This is a genomic window from Verrucomicrobium sp. BvORR106, from assembly GCF_000739655.1.
In the GTDB taxonomy this organism is placed as follows: Bacteria; Verrucomicrobiota; Verrucomicrobiia; order Verrucomicrobiales; family Verrucomicrobiaceae; genus Verrucomicrobium.
On record NZ_BATR01000075.1, the window covers coordinates 142,310 to 156,231 of the forward strand.

Below are 13,922 nucleotides of genomic sequence, written 5' to 3' on the forward strand. Positions count from 1 at the left end.
GTACGAACAGAGCAGTCCTGCAGGCGTGAGTGTCGGGGTGGGAGCGGAGGTTGCGGCGGCTGGCGAAAGCGGCGTCGAGCCGCACGCACTCCAAGACGCTTCGCGAGGATGTGGGTGCTGGGGCAAAGGGGATCGCGTGAAGGGGGGGTGTCTCATGACCGCAACCGACCGCCCAGGGTGGCAGTTCGGGCGCCGCATGAATTCCTATTTGAGCTTGGTCTTGTGAAGCTCAACGGTGCCCGTTGGAGAGTCGGCGTGAAGCAGGCAGGTTTTTGCGCCGCGCTGAATGATGGCGAAAGCAGAAGCGCTGCGGTCATTCGAATTTGAAGCCCGCATGGTCGTCGAAGTCCTTCTTCGCTGCCGGGGACATTTGGGAGTAGAGGACACGGATGGTGTAGCCTCCGACGAGTTTGCCGTTCTCGATGTAGAACCAGTCGGATATCTCGTCTTTGGCGGCCGTGGCGGTCTGGCCCAGCTTGACGTTGGTCACGGTCACGGGTTCGTTGTCCACGCGACCGCTAAACTGGGTGCCGTCGAAGGAGGCGTTGGACAACCAGATGTGCTCGATCTGCTCACCGTCCTTGAAGGGCTTTTTGACCGTGAAGTTGCCCTGACCCGCTGCGGGTGCCTTGAGCGCGGCGATAAAGGTGTCCACGGAGTCCCGCGCAGTCTGAATGGCCTTGTCCATCTCGGGGTCGTGGTCAGGGACATGGACAAAGTTGGGGTTGTCTTCGCTCCGGAGGGTCTCGTCGCCGGACTTCTTGCAAGCGGTGAAGGCGAGTGATGCGACGAGGAAGGCGAGGGGGAGTGTTTTCATCTTGGATGAGCGGGGGGCGACGCGTAACGATGGACCTCAACCGCAACTTGGCGGAGGCGTGGGGAAAACGAAGGGGATGTTGAGCGAACTGCTGGAGCCTGTCAATGGGGCGATGGTTGGCTTTGGTCGCCCGCCTTGCACATGCGAGTCAGGGTAGTGGTTGTCGCCGTGGAAGTACGAGAGCGCTCTGACGCCAAGGACGTCATACAAAGTAGCCCAGGGTCAGGCGAGGCACGAGCTGCCACCCTGGGTCCATGGGAAGGAGCACCGGAACTCCGAAGTGAGTTCTACAAACCGCGACCACCTCCCTGAAGTGTCCGCCGTAAGTAAGAGGATCGTCTCCGGGTGATCTGGACGGTCTGTAGAACTCCTTTGGAGTTCCATCACTACCGCGTGTTACCCGGGGTGGCGACCGCTTCGCGGTCTGACCCCGGGCTATTTTATGAGGTTGCGGGATTTCATGTCAGCAGACGGTAAAGTCGATCATTAGGTCAGACGATCGATTCCATGGTCCGGATGCCTTTTGTCATGTCGTAGGACCAGGAGATAGATGGCTGCATCATCCACTTCGCACAGCAGGTGATATGGGAACCGCCGGAAATTGGCTCTGCGCAGGCCACACGAATCGAAATGGTGGCTTCTGGGATTTCTCTCCACGGAGGCAAAAACAGAGTCCAACTCCCTCCAAAACGCGGAAAGAACCCGCTCCGATATTTCTGCGTAGTGCGAGGCTGCGTCGCGTATGTCGTCAGCAAGCTTTGGGTGACGGACTGTCTGCATCTGTTAGTGGCGTCCACAAGCCTTCCAAAACTCCTCCTCGGACAACCCTCGGACTCTTCCGGACTTCAGGTCTTGCAGGCGCTGAAGGGCTTCTTCATCGTCAACGTAATGAGGACTGGGATCGAGATCCTCAAGGAGCGAGGAAATCAGCTCCGTACGGTCCATCGAGTTGAGCTTGGAGGCCTCTTTGAGCAACTCAGCGACTTGTGACATGTGGAAAATGTAGCAGAAGTCGGCGAACCCGCCAGTCCGTATTATTTTGGATGAATCGGTGACTTGTCAGTCATCTGGGCAAGGTTCCGGAGGCAGGGTGTGTTGGGGCGGACTTTGCCCCTATCTTGTTGATCGTCTGTGACATGTGGATGGTGTGGGCGGGGGCGGCGAATGAGCTTGGGGTAGCTGTCGCGGGAGCCCCTCGGCGAGTGCGGCCGAGATGCGAATGACCTGAACCGGCGGGACGCCGGTAGCACGCACAGGCTGGAAGCCGGTGTCACGGGGCATCTCAGGGGGTGCGACGTTTTGTAGAACTCCCTTCGGAGTTTTGGGTGGAGCTTCCGAGTCAGTATGAAGGACGACAGGCACCTTCTCCATAGCTTCTTCACAAGTTCGGACGGCTCCTTGGATCCTATGGCGTCACGAAGTTTGAATCGGCAAATTGGGCACGGTCAGGGACGCCGCAGGGGAGCGTTGGATCGGTGAGCGGTGAGTGGAGGTGATTGGAAGTGGTTCGTAGTACCAACTTTAGTTTGCCAAGGGCGTCGCCGTGGTGCGGACTGAGCCGACTGAAGTCGGTACTCCAACGCTGGTGCGGATGCGGTGTGGGGGTTAGAGGAGACAAACACGCTGGTGATGCAGTGGGGATGAAGTCATCGGCGAAGCGGGATCTGAATGGTCTCGGGAAGGTTCAAGGGGAGGGGGTGCTCTTTTCGAGACTCGTAGCTCTGTGTGGTGGTCTGATAGCCTGGTGCAGAGGCCGTGAGTGTCAGTGATGAAGAGGCACTCCGCAGATGCCAGGGAGTAGGGGCTACGCCGGGACTGCCGAGGTAGATCAGATAGTGGTGCTGCGATGCGGGCGGCAAGGTGAATGCGCCAGTGGTAGAGGTCACGGCTTTGCGGGTGTAGCCCGCGCGTTCTGCGGTCACTCTGGCTGCGGCGATCGGCTTGCCGGTCTGGGCATCGACCACGGAGCCTTGAATGCGGGGGAAGACGGGTGTGGTGGCGGGGAAGGGGGCGCAAGCGGGCAGGAGCGCGGCGAGGACGGCGAAGGCTGATGGGAAGAGCGCTTGTTTCATTGGGCGAAGGGGCGAAGGCGCGGAGCGGGGCCGTTTTGAATGGAGGTGCCGTATTACTTCAACCTTTCAAAGCGGCCTTTGCGCTTGATGAGGTTTTTGTAGTCCCATTGAATCTCCTGGGCCTCTTTGAGCCAGCGGCGGAGGGCTGCTTTCTTGACCTCTGAGACGGTGTTGTAGAAGACGGAGGCGTCTTTGAACTTTTTGCCCACGACGTTGAGGCCCGGTTCATGGAAATCGGCGCCGCTCCAGAACATGAGGCGTACGCCGGGCTTCTGGACGCTGTAGCCGACGATGGGGTTGCCTTCCAGGAACCAGACGGGATGGGCGTGCCAGATCTTGTTCTCGGCTTGCGGCAGGCCTTTGTCGATCTCCCGGGCCAGGAGATCGACCACTTCCTGCTGGGCGGGGGCCAGTGTGGCGTTGTAGGTCTGGATGTCGGGGTGCATGGGGGTAAGTGGTAAGTGGTAAGTGGTAAGTGGTAAGTGGTGGGACGCGGGCTAGGGGAGCTTGGGCGGCGTCAGGTTAGGATGGGGCGCTCTGGCCTGGCCAGTTCTGAATGCCGACGTATTGCTTGCGGTACTCGAATCCGCGATCGGGCCACGTCTCGGCATACTGAAGCAAGGCTTCTTCGCCTGCCTGCCATTCTCTGCCATCGACCCGGCAGTCGGCCTCTAGTGAACCGTCGGCATTGCGGACGGCAAACAATCGGATGCCGTGAAATGAAGTCCCGGCAAGGATCTCCTTGAACGCCTCATGCGTGTTGGTGAAGAGGCAGCAAGGGCAGAAGTCGTGGGATTCTTCGTTGGTCAGGGATGAATAAGAGACCGCATGCGCGGGCGGGCCGAAAATCACCCGTCGATCGCCGTCGGAGCCTGCTGGAGTGTCTGAGGTCATCTGCATGGTCATGCACTGGTCTGGCTTCTCGATCAGGGCATCAAGAAAGACCGGGAGATCTGAAGCCGCCCAGGTTTCAAAGGCCTTTTGGAGGGCGCTCTTGATGTCGTCGCCTGTGGCGTACTGGTATTCGAAGACACCAGCAGGGACGAGGGTGCGGTGAGCCACTTGGAGGGTGCTGCTGGTGCGGACGCCACCGTCTTCCAGGGGATGCACTGCGATCACCTGAGGCATGATGGTGAAGTCGCGGTTCACTTCGATCCAGCTCTTTCGGCGGACGATTGAATGGCCGGCGGCGCTCAATGCTTCGGCGAGGGAGCTGAGGAGATCGGCTTCTTCAGTCCAGCTCCGATCGCCGTTGGCGAAGCCGACTTTGATCGTGTGTCCGCGCCCCGGGTTTTCCGGGTCCGGCTGGGGCGGGGTGATCGATTGTTTCTGTTTGAACCAACGGAACATGAGGCTAAGGGGATTGTTTTGGTTTTTCCATCTGCGGCAGAGGAATATCGAGAGGAAGTCGTGACCCTGGAGGTGCGGGATGATCTTCAGCGATCCGGCCGCTTGGACTTCTCGATCGCAACCGGAGCGTCATGGTTGGAGTGGCTGAGGCGCAGGGTTTGGAAGTGGAATCGTGCCTCGTTTCCGCAATGTGGGCAAGCGATCACCCAATAGCGGACGAAATTGACAAGGACGTCCGGGCGCTGCCTCCGTGCCTCACGGCATCGTTCCAAGTGCGCCTGACGTGCCTGTTCTGCGGCCTCGGTGCCGCAGGGGGTGTTGCAAGCAGGGCAAGGCAGCTCTGCGAGCGTCTGCACCTGGCGTCGCTGGGAGCGCTGGGCGGAGAAATTCAACCAGACCCCGAAGCTTACGAACAGTGCGATGATGGCGATGATGATCGGAAGTACCATAGCGCGTGAGATACGGAGTGAGAGACAGATGTTCCAGAGATGCGCGATATGAGTAAGTCAACGCTACGGTGGCCGCAGATGGCAAGGGAATCCGCAAGTCTAGGTGGGGCGAGTTGATGCTGGGGGCGGCCTGAACCGGCGGGACGCCGGTAGCACGCACCGGCTGGAAGCCGGTGTCACTTGGCTTGCGGGGCAATCCGTATGCGTCCCGGAGGGACGTGGGAAGGTAGCCGGTGGTGCCAACCACCGGATTGCATGGCCCCAATGTTTTTGCGTCCCGGAGGGATGACGGATCGGGGCAGCTGACGCCATCGCGGAGTGAGAGGGGCGGGGCCTCCAGGAAAGTTTGGCAACACGGGGCCCAATGAATGACGCCGGGTTGTTGGCCCTCAGCTTCCAGGGCCGTTTGGCGGAGGCGCAGCCTGGTCAGGGCTTGGGTATTTTGGCTTCGAATGCCTTTAGCTTCTTGATGAGGGGCTGCTCGGGGGCGCTCTTGTCGGTGCCGAAGGTGGTCAGGTCGATCCCGAGCTCGGCGATCTCAGCCGTCAGTCCACCCCGGGGTGTCCAGGTCTCGCCATAGAGGTCGCCTATTCCTCGAACCCCGACGGAGAACTGGTAGGTGACGCCATCGAGCCCCATGGAGGCCTTGGCGGGGTATCGGGTGTGCTGGAGCATCCGCCCCCAGGCGCGCTGGATGGCGATGGCGAGGTCCAGGCTGATCTCGCGATCCACGCGAGTGACCTTTACGGCCCTGGTTTTTTTGGCATCGTTGTTGTCTGCCATGGAGTACCAGAGGCTCTCCGAGGGGCGCGTGACGGTGATGAAGTACTTCTTCTCATCGTCGGGCACGGCCCACCAGCCGCCGTGCTTCTTCTTCGCCTCCTCCGAGACCTCGGCATGGACGGACACGCAGCTCTCTGCGCTGAATGAGGGTCGGGCGAGGAATCGTCCGAACTGGCCGTCCGTGAGAAAGAGGTGTTTTGCCAGCCTTTCGTCATAGTCGTCGGGCGGGTCCAGCGGTGTCAGGTACTTGGGCTGGTCTCCGTAGTCGACTTCGAAGAACTTGTCTGCCTGAGCCGTGAGGGGCAGAAGGGCGATGAGGAGGAGGCAGAGGAGTTTCATGAGGAAGGGGAATGGGGGACGAGTAGTTTCAGGAACCGCCTGGATGCTGGCTGCCTGCATTGGGTCCAGACTGGGCGGGCGCGGCATTTTCATGGCGTCTGACGACCTGCTCGACTGCGGTGAGGATGTAGGCGTTGTTCTGCTTGGAGAACTGGTTGACCTCTGACCAGCGGTCGTAGCCCAGCTCGCGGAAGGCGGTGTCGTCGGCCTTCCCGAGCTCAAGGATGACATCGCGGATGAAGGCCCAGCCGGTGAGCTTGAGGTCCTTCAGCACGGGGGAGCCATCGGTGTAGCGCAGGGCCTGCAGGCGCTGGAGGGCGGGGGAGTCGGGGATGACGCCGGCGGGGTCCAGCCGGGCGGCGAGGGGATTCCAGAAGTGCGTGGAGGTATCGTAGGACGCGTTGAAGACGGCCTCTGCCTGCTCGGGTGAAAGGGGCCAGGCGGCGAGTCGGATCCTCGGGCCGAGGGCGCCGATGCCCAGGGCGCGCTCTGACCAGCGGGCTGTGCCTTCCGCGAACCAGCTGTTCTTGAAGTAGGAGGTGCCGTACTGGATGAGGTGAAAGAGCTCGTGCGCGGGGGTGAGGTTGGCGGTGGCATGCACGGAGGAGGCGACGCGCACGCCGATCCAGTCGCCGTCCTGGGAGCGCTGGAGCTCATCGAAGGCCTTGCCGTTGCTCTTCATCTCCTCCTTGCTGCGGATACTGATATCCAGCACGGTGGCGGTGCGGAAGCGCTCGGTCTGGAAGGGATCGGGGAAGCCGAGTGCCTCGACGAAGAGGAGGTGCGCGGCCATGACCTGGGTGAGGATGTCCTCGGCTTGATCGGGGATGTTGTTTTGATTGCGATCCTCAGGGGCGATGGCGTGCTGGCCTTCGGTCTGGTAGCGGACGCGGAATTTGCCGATCTGGTGTGTGTGGGTGGGGGACTCTGCGGCGGGTGCGGTGAGGGTCAGAGTGGCGGTAAGGAGGGCCGGGGCCGTCCATGAGAGGATGCGGGCGGGCGTTGGATGACCTCGGGTGCCTGGCATGATTGGTGGGCTTAAAGGTGCAATGGGACCTTGAGAGTGTGGCACGTCGGGGCGGAGGAGTCTAGTGTGTCAGATGAGGGGACGCTTGGATGGTGCGGGGTGGGTGGATCCGGATGCTTGTCCCTGAAGGGGACATCTAGTTCAGCCCAGGGTTGGACGAGCTTTGATTGCCTTGTGCCCACGATGTACCTGGGAGCCCATCATGGGCGTCATGAGGTCAGCACGTCGAAGATGGTGCCTTGCTGACGACTCCGTTCACCATCGGCGGTTGTGCAAGCACAAACCGCCGCTCCTTGGGAGGGCTGGAGCGAATTCTGGAGCTCAACGTTTCTGGAGTTTGATCTCGTTGGTGAACCGTTTGATGGACCACACTGTTTCAGTGTGGACGCCGTCTCGTCGGACTTCTCTCATCTGGATCACACCGCGGGCAGTCGGCTCACCAGCAGACGAAGTGCCGAGCGATGCGAAGTATCGGGTGTTGCATCGATGGAGGCTTCTACTGTTGTCAAAAGCGTCCACCGGCAGCTGCAACTGCTGATCTCCGAGGGCGATCGTGCCGGAGTACTCGACCCATGCAGACTCCGGGAATGGAAAATCGGTGGTGGCGATGATCTTCAACTCCCGCGCTGTTGGGAACGCCTTCGGATCGTACGGAAACTGTTCCACCAGAGTGAATTGAACATGCTGCCCAAGGATCCGCTCGCGAGTCTTCGCGGAGAGAATGTTGCGAGCCCAAAGATCAGCGAGGAGATGTCGTGCGCGATCGTCAGTCTTGGCGGCTTCCAAGAGATTCTCCTCGCTAAGCGGGTCGTTCGCGGCTCTGTGGCGAACCCTCTCTTTGTACGGCTGCGCCTCTGGTGGATCTTGTGGCGGCTTTGGTAGCTGCCCGACGTAGGACAGTGACAACCAAGTGTTCGAGGCGATGGCGCTAAGCAACGGCAGGTAGTCTGACAGGGGCTCCCCATTGGTCTCAATGGTGACGTCAACCGTGCTGCCCCATCCAGCGGCATTTTTCAAGACCTCGGCCGCGTCCGCAGTCGTGGTCTTGGTCCTGTTCTCTGAAGCTACGTCGGACTTGATGGAGATCTTGGTAGCTCCATCTGCGCCGCGCTCTACTGCCACCTTCAACGCCCGGATCTCAGCGTGCGCTGGCAGCTGTGCCAGCCACAAAAGGGATAGCGTGAGGTAGACGAGTTTCATGTTGGGAAAATCGATGAGGATTGGGGGGCGGGCAGACAGATCGTCTGCGAAGCTTTGGCAAAATTCAACGTCAGTAGTGTGTGGATTTTGCAAGATGGCACGACTAGGGAGTTGGCCCTGGACACGCGGTTCTGCTCGGTGGGGCAGACGTGCATAGAGGGAAGTTAATGCCTGCCAAGGCATCTGGGTAGTGAAGCTCAGACTGAGAGGCTCCAAAGGGCCTGTGCCTGGGGAGTTCGGGGAGGCAGAGGTTAGCCCCAGAAGATGAGTGGCAGATTGCTTGATGTGACCGCGCTGATGAACTGTCTGAGTTGATAGAGTGATGACCTGGCATGAAACAGTTCCGGCGGTCCGTCCTTAAAGTTCCAGTCGGGCGGGACCTGGAGCAGCTTGTCGACCTCAGATATTGCTGAAGCAATTTGATCTGCCGAATGGATGGAGGTCACGGGCAATTCAAGGTGCTTGCTATCGAGCGGTTCAGGGAAATTGCATGGAATCACCATGCCGGAATAGACGTTTAATTCCACCAAGCTTTTGAAGCGCTCGCGCCCATTTTCTTGAGTATGAAGATATTCGAAGAGCTTGTTGTGGTTGTGATATTGTTGACTGATCTCTACGTTCCCTTCTGTGGCGAATGAATAGGTGATCCCGTGGCTCGCCAGGAAGGACTCGACCGTAGCCGTTGTTCGTCTGACATGGCGGGAGCGAAACTTCTCAACAATGCCGCCCCAGATGCTGATCCTTTTCACCTTATCGGGGCCGAAGAGGGATTCGAGCGGGGTGGTGAAGTCGCCGCGCAAGTATTTGGGCAGCGGGAGGACAAATGCATCGATGGCCATAGGGAGTGTTTTTTAGTGCTTCAGAGGATTAGATGGGAGTGGCGTCTAACGGGGAGCCTGTGGGGAGGCGCGGTCATAGCGCGTTCACCAGGAAGAACGGGCCGCTGTTCGCGGACAGGAATGAGCGGATATTTCTGAGGTAATGAGCGAGAGCTTCAGCGTTCGCGGCTCCCCGGAACTCGTCGATCTGAGTCCACAGAGGGCCCATCTCTGTGATCTTCACATCGCTGAGGTTTGCCAATGCCGACAGGAGGCCTTCGTGAATGGTTTCTGGCCAAGGTCCGTCGGGGAGCGGTTCTCCCACAAGACGGAATCCCTTTTTGAGTTCCTTGTAGGTGGCGACGCCCAGCAGTTCACCTAGTTTGCACAACTCAATGGTGCCAGCCCCTTTTGCCATGAACCACTTGCCTATGGTGTAGGGCTCGTCGGTGGTGATGGCCAGGTGAAGTTCCTCGGGGAGGCAGGAAAGAATGTCTGTGCGTGGCATGATCTACGGGATCAAGATGGGTAGGATGGTTTCGGTGTGATGGTGAACAACTACTCGATAGGGAGAACGTTTTGCAAGCGCGGTGTTGTCAGGGGTATATGGATGTCGGGGGTGTTTGATGCCGCTGTGCCTCGCGGCCAGGGAGTTGGCCCTGGGCACGCGGTTGTTCACGGCGGGGCAGACATTGCATAGGGGGAAGTTAGTGCCTGCCACGGAATCTTGAGTGCGGAAGGCAGTCAGACCGCCGCAACTCCTTCGGAGTAGTGCCCTCCAACTCCCACACCCAACGTAGACTCGCTGGAAGCTCGCCAACGGTGGGCTTGTCGCCCCATCCTCTTCGAGGAAGAACTTCAACTGAGCAGGTGGGAGGCCTCGGGTCCTTGGTGACCACGCAAAAACGCGCGCGGTTGGTTCATTCTCTTCACGTCGACAACTACGACCGGTTTTGCTGGCTTCACGGCAGAAGGGGTGATTGAGGGCCTTTCGTATTCGCATGCGCCAAGCCGGGGCTCAGGGTGCGGAGCTCTGTCGTTCTGGTGGTGTGGAGTCTGACACTTGGTTGGCCTCTTTCGTGGTCATCAGTAGGCGGGCCAAGATTTTCTCGGCGGGGTATTCGCTCACCGGGTAGACAGTGAATTTGTCGGTGAGGCACTCAAAGGTGTGGTCGTGCAAGGTGATGATGATATGGCGGCTGTCGGGCATGTCGTACGCCGGGAACGCCACACGGTTGCAGGCTTTCACCTCGTCCATCCATGGTGAGGGACGGACTTCAAAGATGCCGTATGTCTCAAGTCCATACGGGTACAAGGCGTGGCCTGCGAGTGCCTCGTCGTTCGGGTGTCCAAGCTTCGAGCACAGGCAGAGCTCGCACACGGCGACGACTCTCTGTTCTCCAGTGTCGGGGCTCCGGGCCGCGGCGGTAAAGTACAGCAACGCCGTGCCAGCATCGTGCACGAGAACGGGGCGTGGATAGTTTACGGTCGGGACGAAACCGCAGTTGATCGGGATGACGGTGACTTTACACATCTGTGTCGGAGCGAATCTGTAGATATTCAGTGGATGTGCGGGGGAAATCAATCTCACGCGTCCAACCTTGGACTGTCTTTCAGGGATGGACTTCGGTTGAAGCCATTCGCGAAAGGTTGACGTCGTACATTGCCAACGTCGCGACTAAAGACGTACCGATGTACTGCCCGCTGACCCACCAGATCACGGGCTCCAGTCGAAGGCGGAAGCGGCCCCTGGTTTGTCAGGCCCGTCGTTTGCGGAGGGCGGTTGCGTGCTTCATGACATACTCCCGTGTGTTGGTGCGGAAGTCGGGGACGCTCCAGATGCTGTCGGCATCGTAGGTGAAGTACTTGTGATCCAGCGCGTCGATGTCCTGGTCGAGCGCGGCATGGTCGGCTTCGGAAAGCAAGGTGTAGTGCTGGTCCCGGCTCCCGATCATCCAACGGGGGAAGTGGTAGCGAAGGAGGGTGCGTTCGAGTTCAGCCAGGCCGTCGAGCACGAGGCAATCGCCGATCTGTCGGGCGGCTTTGAGGGCTCGTGAGAGGAGTTCAAAATGTCGGTTGTCCACGAGGGTGCCGAATCCGCCGCCGCAGCGGCGGTGAAACTCTGCGAGGCTCTTGAGGTGGCGCTCGACGGCGGTGAGTTTTGAATAACGTGGGTCGTCGGATTCTGGGAGCGCGCCGTCGAGGTCGGTCATGAAGTCGTCGCTGCCGAGGATGGCGTCGATGTCATAGATGATGCGCTGGGCGGCTTCCTCTTTTTTCTTCTGGGCCTGCCTTTCGAGTTCCGCGGCTTCTTGCGCCTTTCGGGAACACTGGCCGCACAGCCCGCCGTAGGCGGTGGCGGTGGCGGGGAGGATCATGGTGCTGCATTTAGTGCAGGGGACTCTTTCGGTGCTCATGGTTCTTTGCGGCAAGGTTAGGGGCTCAGTGGGCAGTGGGTAGTGCGTCAGTGGGTAGCGCGTCAGTGGGTAGCGCGTCAGTGGGTGGCGCGGGGCGGGGTGGGTTTCGGAGGAGGCGCTGGGGTGGGAGGAGGTTTTGTCGGCCTCCACACCTGATCCTGAAGGCGGGGGTTACCCAGGGTGTGACTCGCTTAGGGCTCGTCCAACCCTGGGCTGTGGTAGAGATCCCTTTCAGGGATCGGATGCGATGATGACGGAGGATGGAGGTGGTGCTGGCATGTGGCAGCGCTGAGGGAATGGCGCTGACCGCGTTTTTACAAACGCAGCTACGAGTGCGGGTGGGCTCGTGGGTGGATGGGCAATGAGGATGCGTGGGCTGAATGAGGTGCGAGCTACGATATCAGCCGCAACACCTTGCCCACTGACGCACTGCCCACTGACGCACTGGACTACGGAGCCCATGGCGGACCAATGCCTGACGATTGCTGACCGGAACCTCGCCTCCAACTACCCCTGACCCCTGAAGCTTACCAGTCAAACAGTGATGACAGGTCGATGTCGGGCCATTCGAGCCAGGAGAGGTCGATATCTGGCCACTCAAATGTGCCTCCTCCCAGATCGGTCAGCACTTCGGCCTTCATGGCGGCGTAGTCGCAGGCCTCGCCGGCGGCATCGTGCAGGGCCTTGAAGTCGCCGGGGGAGATGAAGATGCAATGGGCCCAGCAGACGTAGTCGATGGGGTAGCCCTGGGCGGTGGATGCGTCCCGGACCTCTTTGGGCTGGTAGTGCTTCTTCTTCCCGTGGCGGCGGACGAGTTCTTCGCCGACGGCGCTGACGTAGGCTTTCTTGTCAGAGGGCTTGAGTTCGCAGGCGGGCATTGGGAATGGGGGCGGGGTGGAAGTTTTAGGGCAACGTCATAGGTGAGCGGATTGCCGTCCAGATGTCAAAACCCAATGCAGGCGCGGACGGCGGGAGCGGCGAGGCGGCGTGATTGCTTTTGCTCAGTGATCGGGTTGGCTTCTGGGGAGATACCTTGGGAGTCTGGTCCGGTCGATCCTGTGCCGGGATGCTGGGGGAGGTCAGCATCATGCCAAACAGGAGCAGGAGTCTCGCGGTGCGTTGCATCGGGACAGACATTAACGCGGAGCAGACAGCCGGGCGAGGCGAAAAGTGGGCGTATGGACAAAAGCGCTGCCGTGATCAAGTGAGCCCAGGGGCCTTGAAACTCCCAATGGGCGCGATGTCAGGAGACTTTGGCTCCGTGGGATTTGGCGCGGTCGAGGATGAGTTCTTGCGCTTCGGGGTCGAGGTCTGCGAGGGGGAGCGTGATGAACTGGGCGCGGGAGAAGAAGAGCAGCCAATAGTCCGGAAACTGCCAGATCTCGGTGACGGTGCTCCAGGAAAGCTCGGAGGTGCCGACATCGGAGGTGATGCGGAAGCGGTCTGCGCCGGCCTCGAAGGTGGCCTCGGGTGATCGCAGGCGGCGGAAGCGGGTGATGGCGCCGCGATAGTGAACGAAGTAGAGCGCGATGGCGAGGCAGAGTACGGTAGCGGAGACGCCCACCCACCAGGAGCGGTCGCCGTGCGCTACGGAGTAGATGATCGACGCGAGAAGCAAGGCCATGCCGAGGAAATAACGCCAGCCGGCGGCGCGCCTCCAGAAGGGCCACACGGCGCTGCGGATGAGGGGCTCGGTGTAGCGGAGTTTGACCAGCTTCATATTCAGGGGGGGCGGGGAGTGGAGTCTGAACCGGCTGGAAGCCGGTGTCACGGGCAGGGCGGCTGGAAGTACCTGGATCTGCTCAGTACCCTTCCGTCGACATGGAGACCTTGCCGTTCTCATCGATGGTCCAGACATCGCCGTCATCGCTCATCACGATGGCTCCGAAGTGGAGGGCCAGTTGGCCCATTTTCTTGAGCATGGGTTGCTGCGGATAGTCGGTGGAGATGCTGCCGGAGGACCAAGCGAGCCAGGGCCAATCCTCTGGGCTGTCCGTCTCTGCCGGGAGCAGGACCAGGGTATCGCTGTAGTTCGGGTGACCGGGTTCAGGGCGCTGCAGATCGGGGTCTGCCTCGATGTAGGCGTTCCATTCGTCCAGCGAGATGGGGTCTTCCTGGCCTTCGGCTGTTTGTCGGACAATATGGACGGAGTAGCTCATGGGGGCGGGAGTGAGGGGGGCTCGTGGAGACCTGTGCGTGGTTTGTGCAAGTTGCAGGTGAATGGTACAGCGCGGCGACGGGGCTTGCAAGCGTGTGCGTGATTCTGGCATCCCTTCAGGATGCATTCACATAGTCGGGCGGGTACCAGGGGTGTTCGGTCGTGTTACTCCCTCGACCCCTGGCTACCTTCTGGAAGGCCTTCGGCCTGGGTGGATGCTCGCTGGTGGATGAGGAAAGTAGCGCAGAGCTTTAGCTCGGTATTGTATTCGGTGGCGGTGGGACTGACTCGCTGGAGATGCGTGTCATCGGGCGGGTGCCAAGGGGGGGCGTGTTGCTACCTCGATCCCGGGCTGCCTTCTGGAAGGCCTTCGACCTGCGTGGAGGCTCGCGGGTGGATGAGGAAGGGGGAGCTGGGTCTCGTGGTGTGCAGGCGTGTCTGTTTAGGGGGCGACGTTGTCGTACAAGGGTGCTCTGACGCCAAGGGCGTCAA

General features: G+C 60.3%; 16 protein-coding genes. All 16 read right to left on the reverse strand.

What is annotated here, in order from left to right:
• Positions 1-313: 313 nt before the first annotated feature.
• Positions 314-817: a DUF2314 domain-containing protein gene (locus BV106_RS35455; protein WP_051945665.1), complete on the reverse strand. Its 504-nt coding sequence runs from the start codon at positions 815-817 to the stop codon at positions 314-316.
• A gap of 783 nt (positions 818-1,600) precedes the next feature.
• Positions 1,601-1,810 (reverse strand): addiction module protein, encoded by a 210-nt coding sequence (locus BV106_RS11445; RefSeq protein ID WP_038164565.1) that lies wholly within the window; start codon positions 1,808-1,810, stop codon positions 1,601-1,603.
• Positions 1,811-2,463: 653 nt separating this feature from the next.
• A complete protein-coding gene (locus BV106_RS11450; protein WP_038164567.1) occupies positions 2,464-2,889 on the reverse strand; it encodes a carboxypeptidase-like regulatory domain-containing protein in 426 nt (141 codons plus the stop codon).
• Between the two features lie 53 nt (positions 2,890-2,942).
• On the reverse strand, positions 2,943-3,335 hold the full coding sequence (locus BV106_RS11455; RefSeq protein WP_038164569.1) for a DUF1801 domain-containing protein: 393 nt from the start codon (positions 3,333-3,335) through the stop codon (positions 2,943-2,945).
• 76 nt (positions 3,336-3,411) lie between these two features.
• The gene (locus tag BV106_RS11460; RefSeq protein ID WP_051945667.1) at positions 3,412-4,239 is read right to left on the reverse strand and encodes a DUF6348 family protein; all 828 of its coding nucleotides are present in this window, start codon (positions 4,237-4,239) and stop codon (positions 3,412-3,414) included.
• Positions 4,240-4,325: 86 nt separating this feature from the next.
• On the reverse strand, positions 4,326-4,688 hold the full coding sequence (locus tag BV106_RS11465) for a hypothetical protein (protein ID WP_038164571.1): 363 nt from the start codon (positions 4,686-4,688) through the stop codon (positions 4,326-4,328).
• 426 nt (positions 4,689-5,114) lie between these two features.
• Positions 5,115-5,810 carry a hypothetical protein gene (locus BV106_RS11470; RefSeq protein ID WP_038164573.1) on the reverse strand — a complete coding sequence of 232 codons (696 nt, stop codon included), beginning with the start codon at positions 5,808-5,810 and terminating at the stop codon, positions 5,115-5,117.
• Positions 5,811-5,838: 28 nt separating this feature from the next.
• A complete protein-coding gene (locus tag BV106_RS11475) occupies positions 5,839-6,837 on the reverse strand; it encodes a hypothetical protein (RefSeq protein ID WP_038164575.1) in 999 nt (332 codons plus the stop codon).
• A gap of 321 nt (positions 6,838-7,158) precedes the next feature.
• Positions 7,159-8,130 carry a hypothetical protein gene (locus BV106_RS11480; RefSeq protein ID WP_265595564.1) on the reverse strand — a complete coding sequence of 324 codons (972 nt, stop codon included), beginning with the start codon at positions 8,128-8,130 and terminating at the stop codon, positions 7,159-7,161.
• 158 nt (positions 8,131-8,288) lie between these two features.
• Positions 8,289-8,876: a hypothetical protein gene (locus BV106_RS11485; protein ID WP_038164579.1), complete on the reverse strand. Its 588-nt coding sequence runs from the start codon at positions 8,874-8,876 to the stop codon at positions 8,289-8,291.
• Between the two features lie 73 nt (positions 8,877-8,949).
• A complete protein-coding gene (locus BV106_RS11490) occupies positions 8,950-9,363 on the reverse strand; it encodes a hypothetical protein (protein WP_038164581.1) in 414 nt (137 codons plus the stop codon).
• Between the two features lie 510 nt (positions 9,364-9,873).
• On the reverse strand, positions 9,874-10,389 hold the full coding sequence (locus BV106_RS11495; protein ID WP_038164582.1) for a hypothetical protein: 516 nt from the start codon (positions 10,387-10,389) through the stop codon (positions 9,874-9,876).
• Positions 10,390-10,612: 223 nt separating this feature from the next.
• On the reverse strand, positions 10,613-11,233 hold the full coding sequence (locus tag BV106_RS11500) for a hypothetical protein (RefSeq protein WP_038164583.1): 621 nt from the start codon (positions 11,231-11,233) through the stop codon (positions 10,613-10,615).
• A gap of 566 nt (positions 11,234-11,799) precedes the next feature.
• Positions 11,800-12,150, reverse strand: coding sequence for a hypothetical protein (locus tag BV106_RS11505; RefSeq protein WP_038164585.1), 351 nt, complete (start codon positions 12,148-12,150; stop codon positions 11,800-11,802).
• Between the two features lie 365 nt (positions 12,151-12,515).
• The gene (locus tag BV106_RS11510) at positions 12,516-12,992 is read right to left on the reverse strand and encodes a YcxB family protein (RefSeq protein ID WP_038164587.1); all 477 of its coding nucleotides are present in this window, start codon (positions 12,990-12,992) and stop codon (positions 12,516-12,518) included.
• An 82-nt stretch (positions 12,993-13,074) separates the two neighbouring features.
• Positions 13,075-13,431, reverse strand: a complete 357-nt coding sequence (locus tag BV106_RS35460) for a hypothetical protein (RefSeq protein WP_051945669.1) — start codon at positions 13,429-13,431, stop codon at positions 13,075-13,077.
• Positions 13,432-13,922 lie beyond the last annotated feature (491 nt).

Excerpts from the sequence above, each read along its gene's own strand:
- BV106_RS11505 (WP_038164585.1), bottom strand. The coding sequence starts at position 12,150 with ATGCCCGCCTGCGAACTCAAGCCCTCTGACAAGAAAGCCTACGTCAGC.
- BV106_RS11490 (WP_038164581.1), bottom strand. The coding sequence starts at position 9,363 with ATGCCACGCACAGACATTCTTTCCTGCCTCCCCGAGGAACTTCACCTG.
- BV106_RS11445 (WP_038164565.1), bottom strand. The coding sequence starts at position 1,810 with ATGTCACAAGTCGCTGAGTTGCTCAAAGAGGCCTCCAAGCTCAACTCG.
- BV106_RS35460 (WP_051945669.1), bottom strand. The coding sequence starts at position 13,431 with ATGAGCTACTCCGTCCATATTGTCCGACAAACAGCCGAAGGCCAGGAA.
- BV106_RS11470 (WP_038164573.1), bottom strand. The coding sequence starts at position 5,810 with ATGAAACTCCTCTGCCTCCTCCTCATCGCCCTTCTGCCCCTCACGGCT.
- BV106_RS11510 (WP_038164587.1), bottom strand. The coding sequence starts at position 12,992 with ATGAAGCTGGTCAAACTCCGCTACACCGAGCCCCTCATCCGCAGCGCC.
- BV106_RS35455 (WP_051945665.1), bottom strand. The coding sequence starts at position 817 with ATGAAAACACTCCCCCTCGCCTTCCTCGTCGCATCACTCGCCTTCACC.
- BV106_RS11450 (WP_038164567.1), bottom strand. The coding sequence starts at position 2,889 with ATGAAACAAGCGCTCTTCCCATCAGCCTTCGCCGTCCTCGCCGCGCTC.
- BV106_RS11475 (WP_038164575.1), bottom strand. The coding sequence starts at position 6,837 with ATGCCAGGCACCCGAGGTCATCCAACGCCCGCCCGCATCCTCTCATGG.
- BV106_RS11500 (WP_038164583.1), bottom strand. The coding sequence starts at position 11,233 with ATGATCCTCCCCGCCACCGCCACCGCCTACGGCGGGCTGTGCGGCCAG.
- BV106_RS11495 (WP_038164582.1), bottom strand. The coding sequence starts at position 10,389 with ATGTGTAAAGTCACCGTCATCCCGATCAACTGCGGTTTCGTCCCGACC.
- BV106_RS11465 (WP_038164571.1), bottom strand. The coding sequence starts at position 4,688 with ATGGTACTTCCGATCATCATCGCCATCATCGCACTGTTCGTAAGCTTC.
- BV106_RS11460 (WP_051945667.1), bottom strand. The coding sequence starts at position 4,239 with ATGTTCCGTTGGTTCAAACAGAAACAATCGATCACCCCGCCCCAGCCG.
- BV106_RS11455 (WP_038164569.1), bottom strand. The coding sequence starts at position 3,335 with ATGCACCCCGACATCCAGACCTACAACGCCACACTGGCCCCCGCCCAG.
- BV106_RS11485 (WP_038164579.1), bottom strand. The coding sequence starts at position 8,876 with ATGGCCATCGATGCATTTGTCCTCCCGCTGCCCAAATACTTGCGCGGC.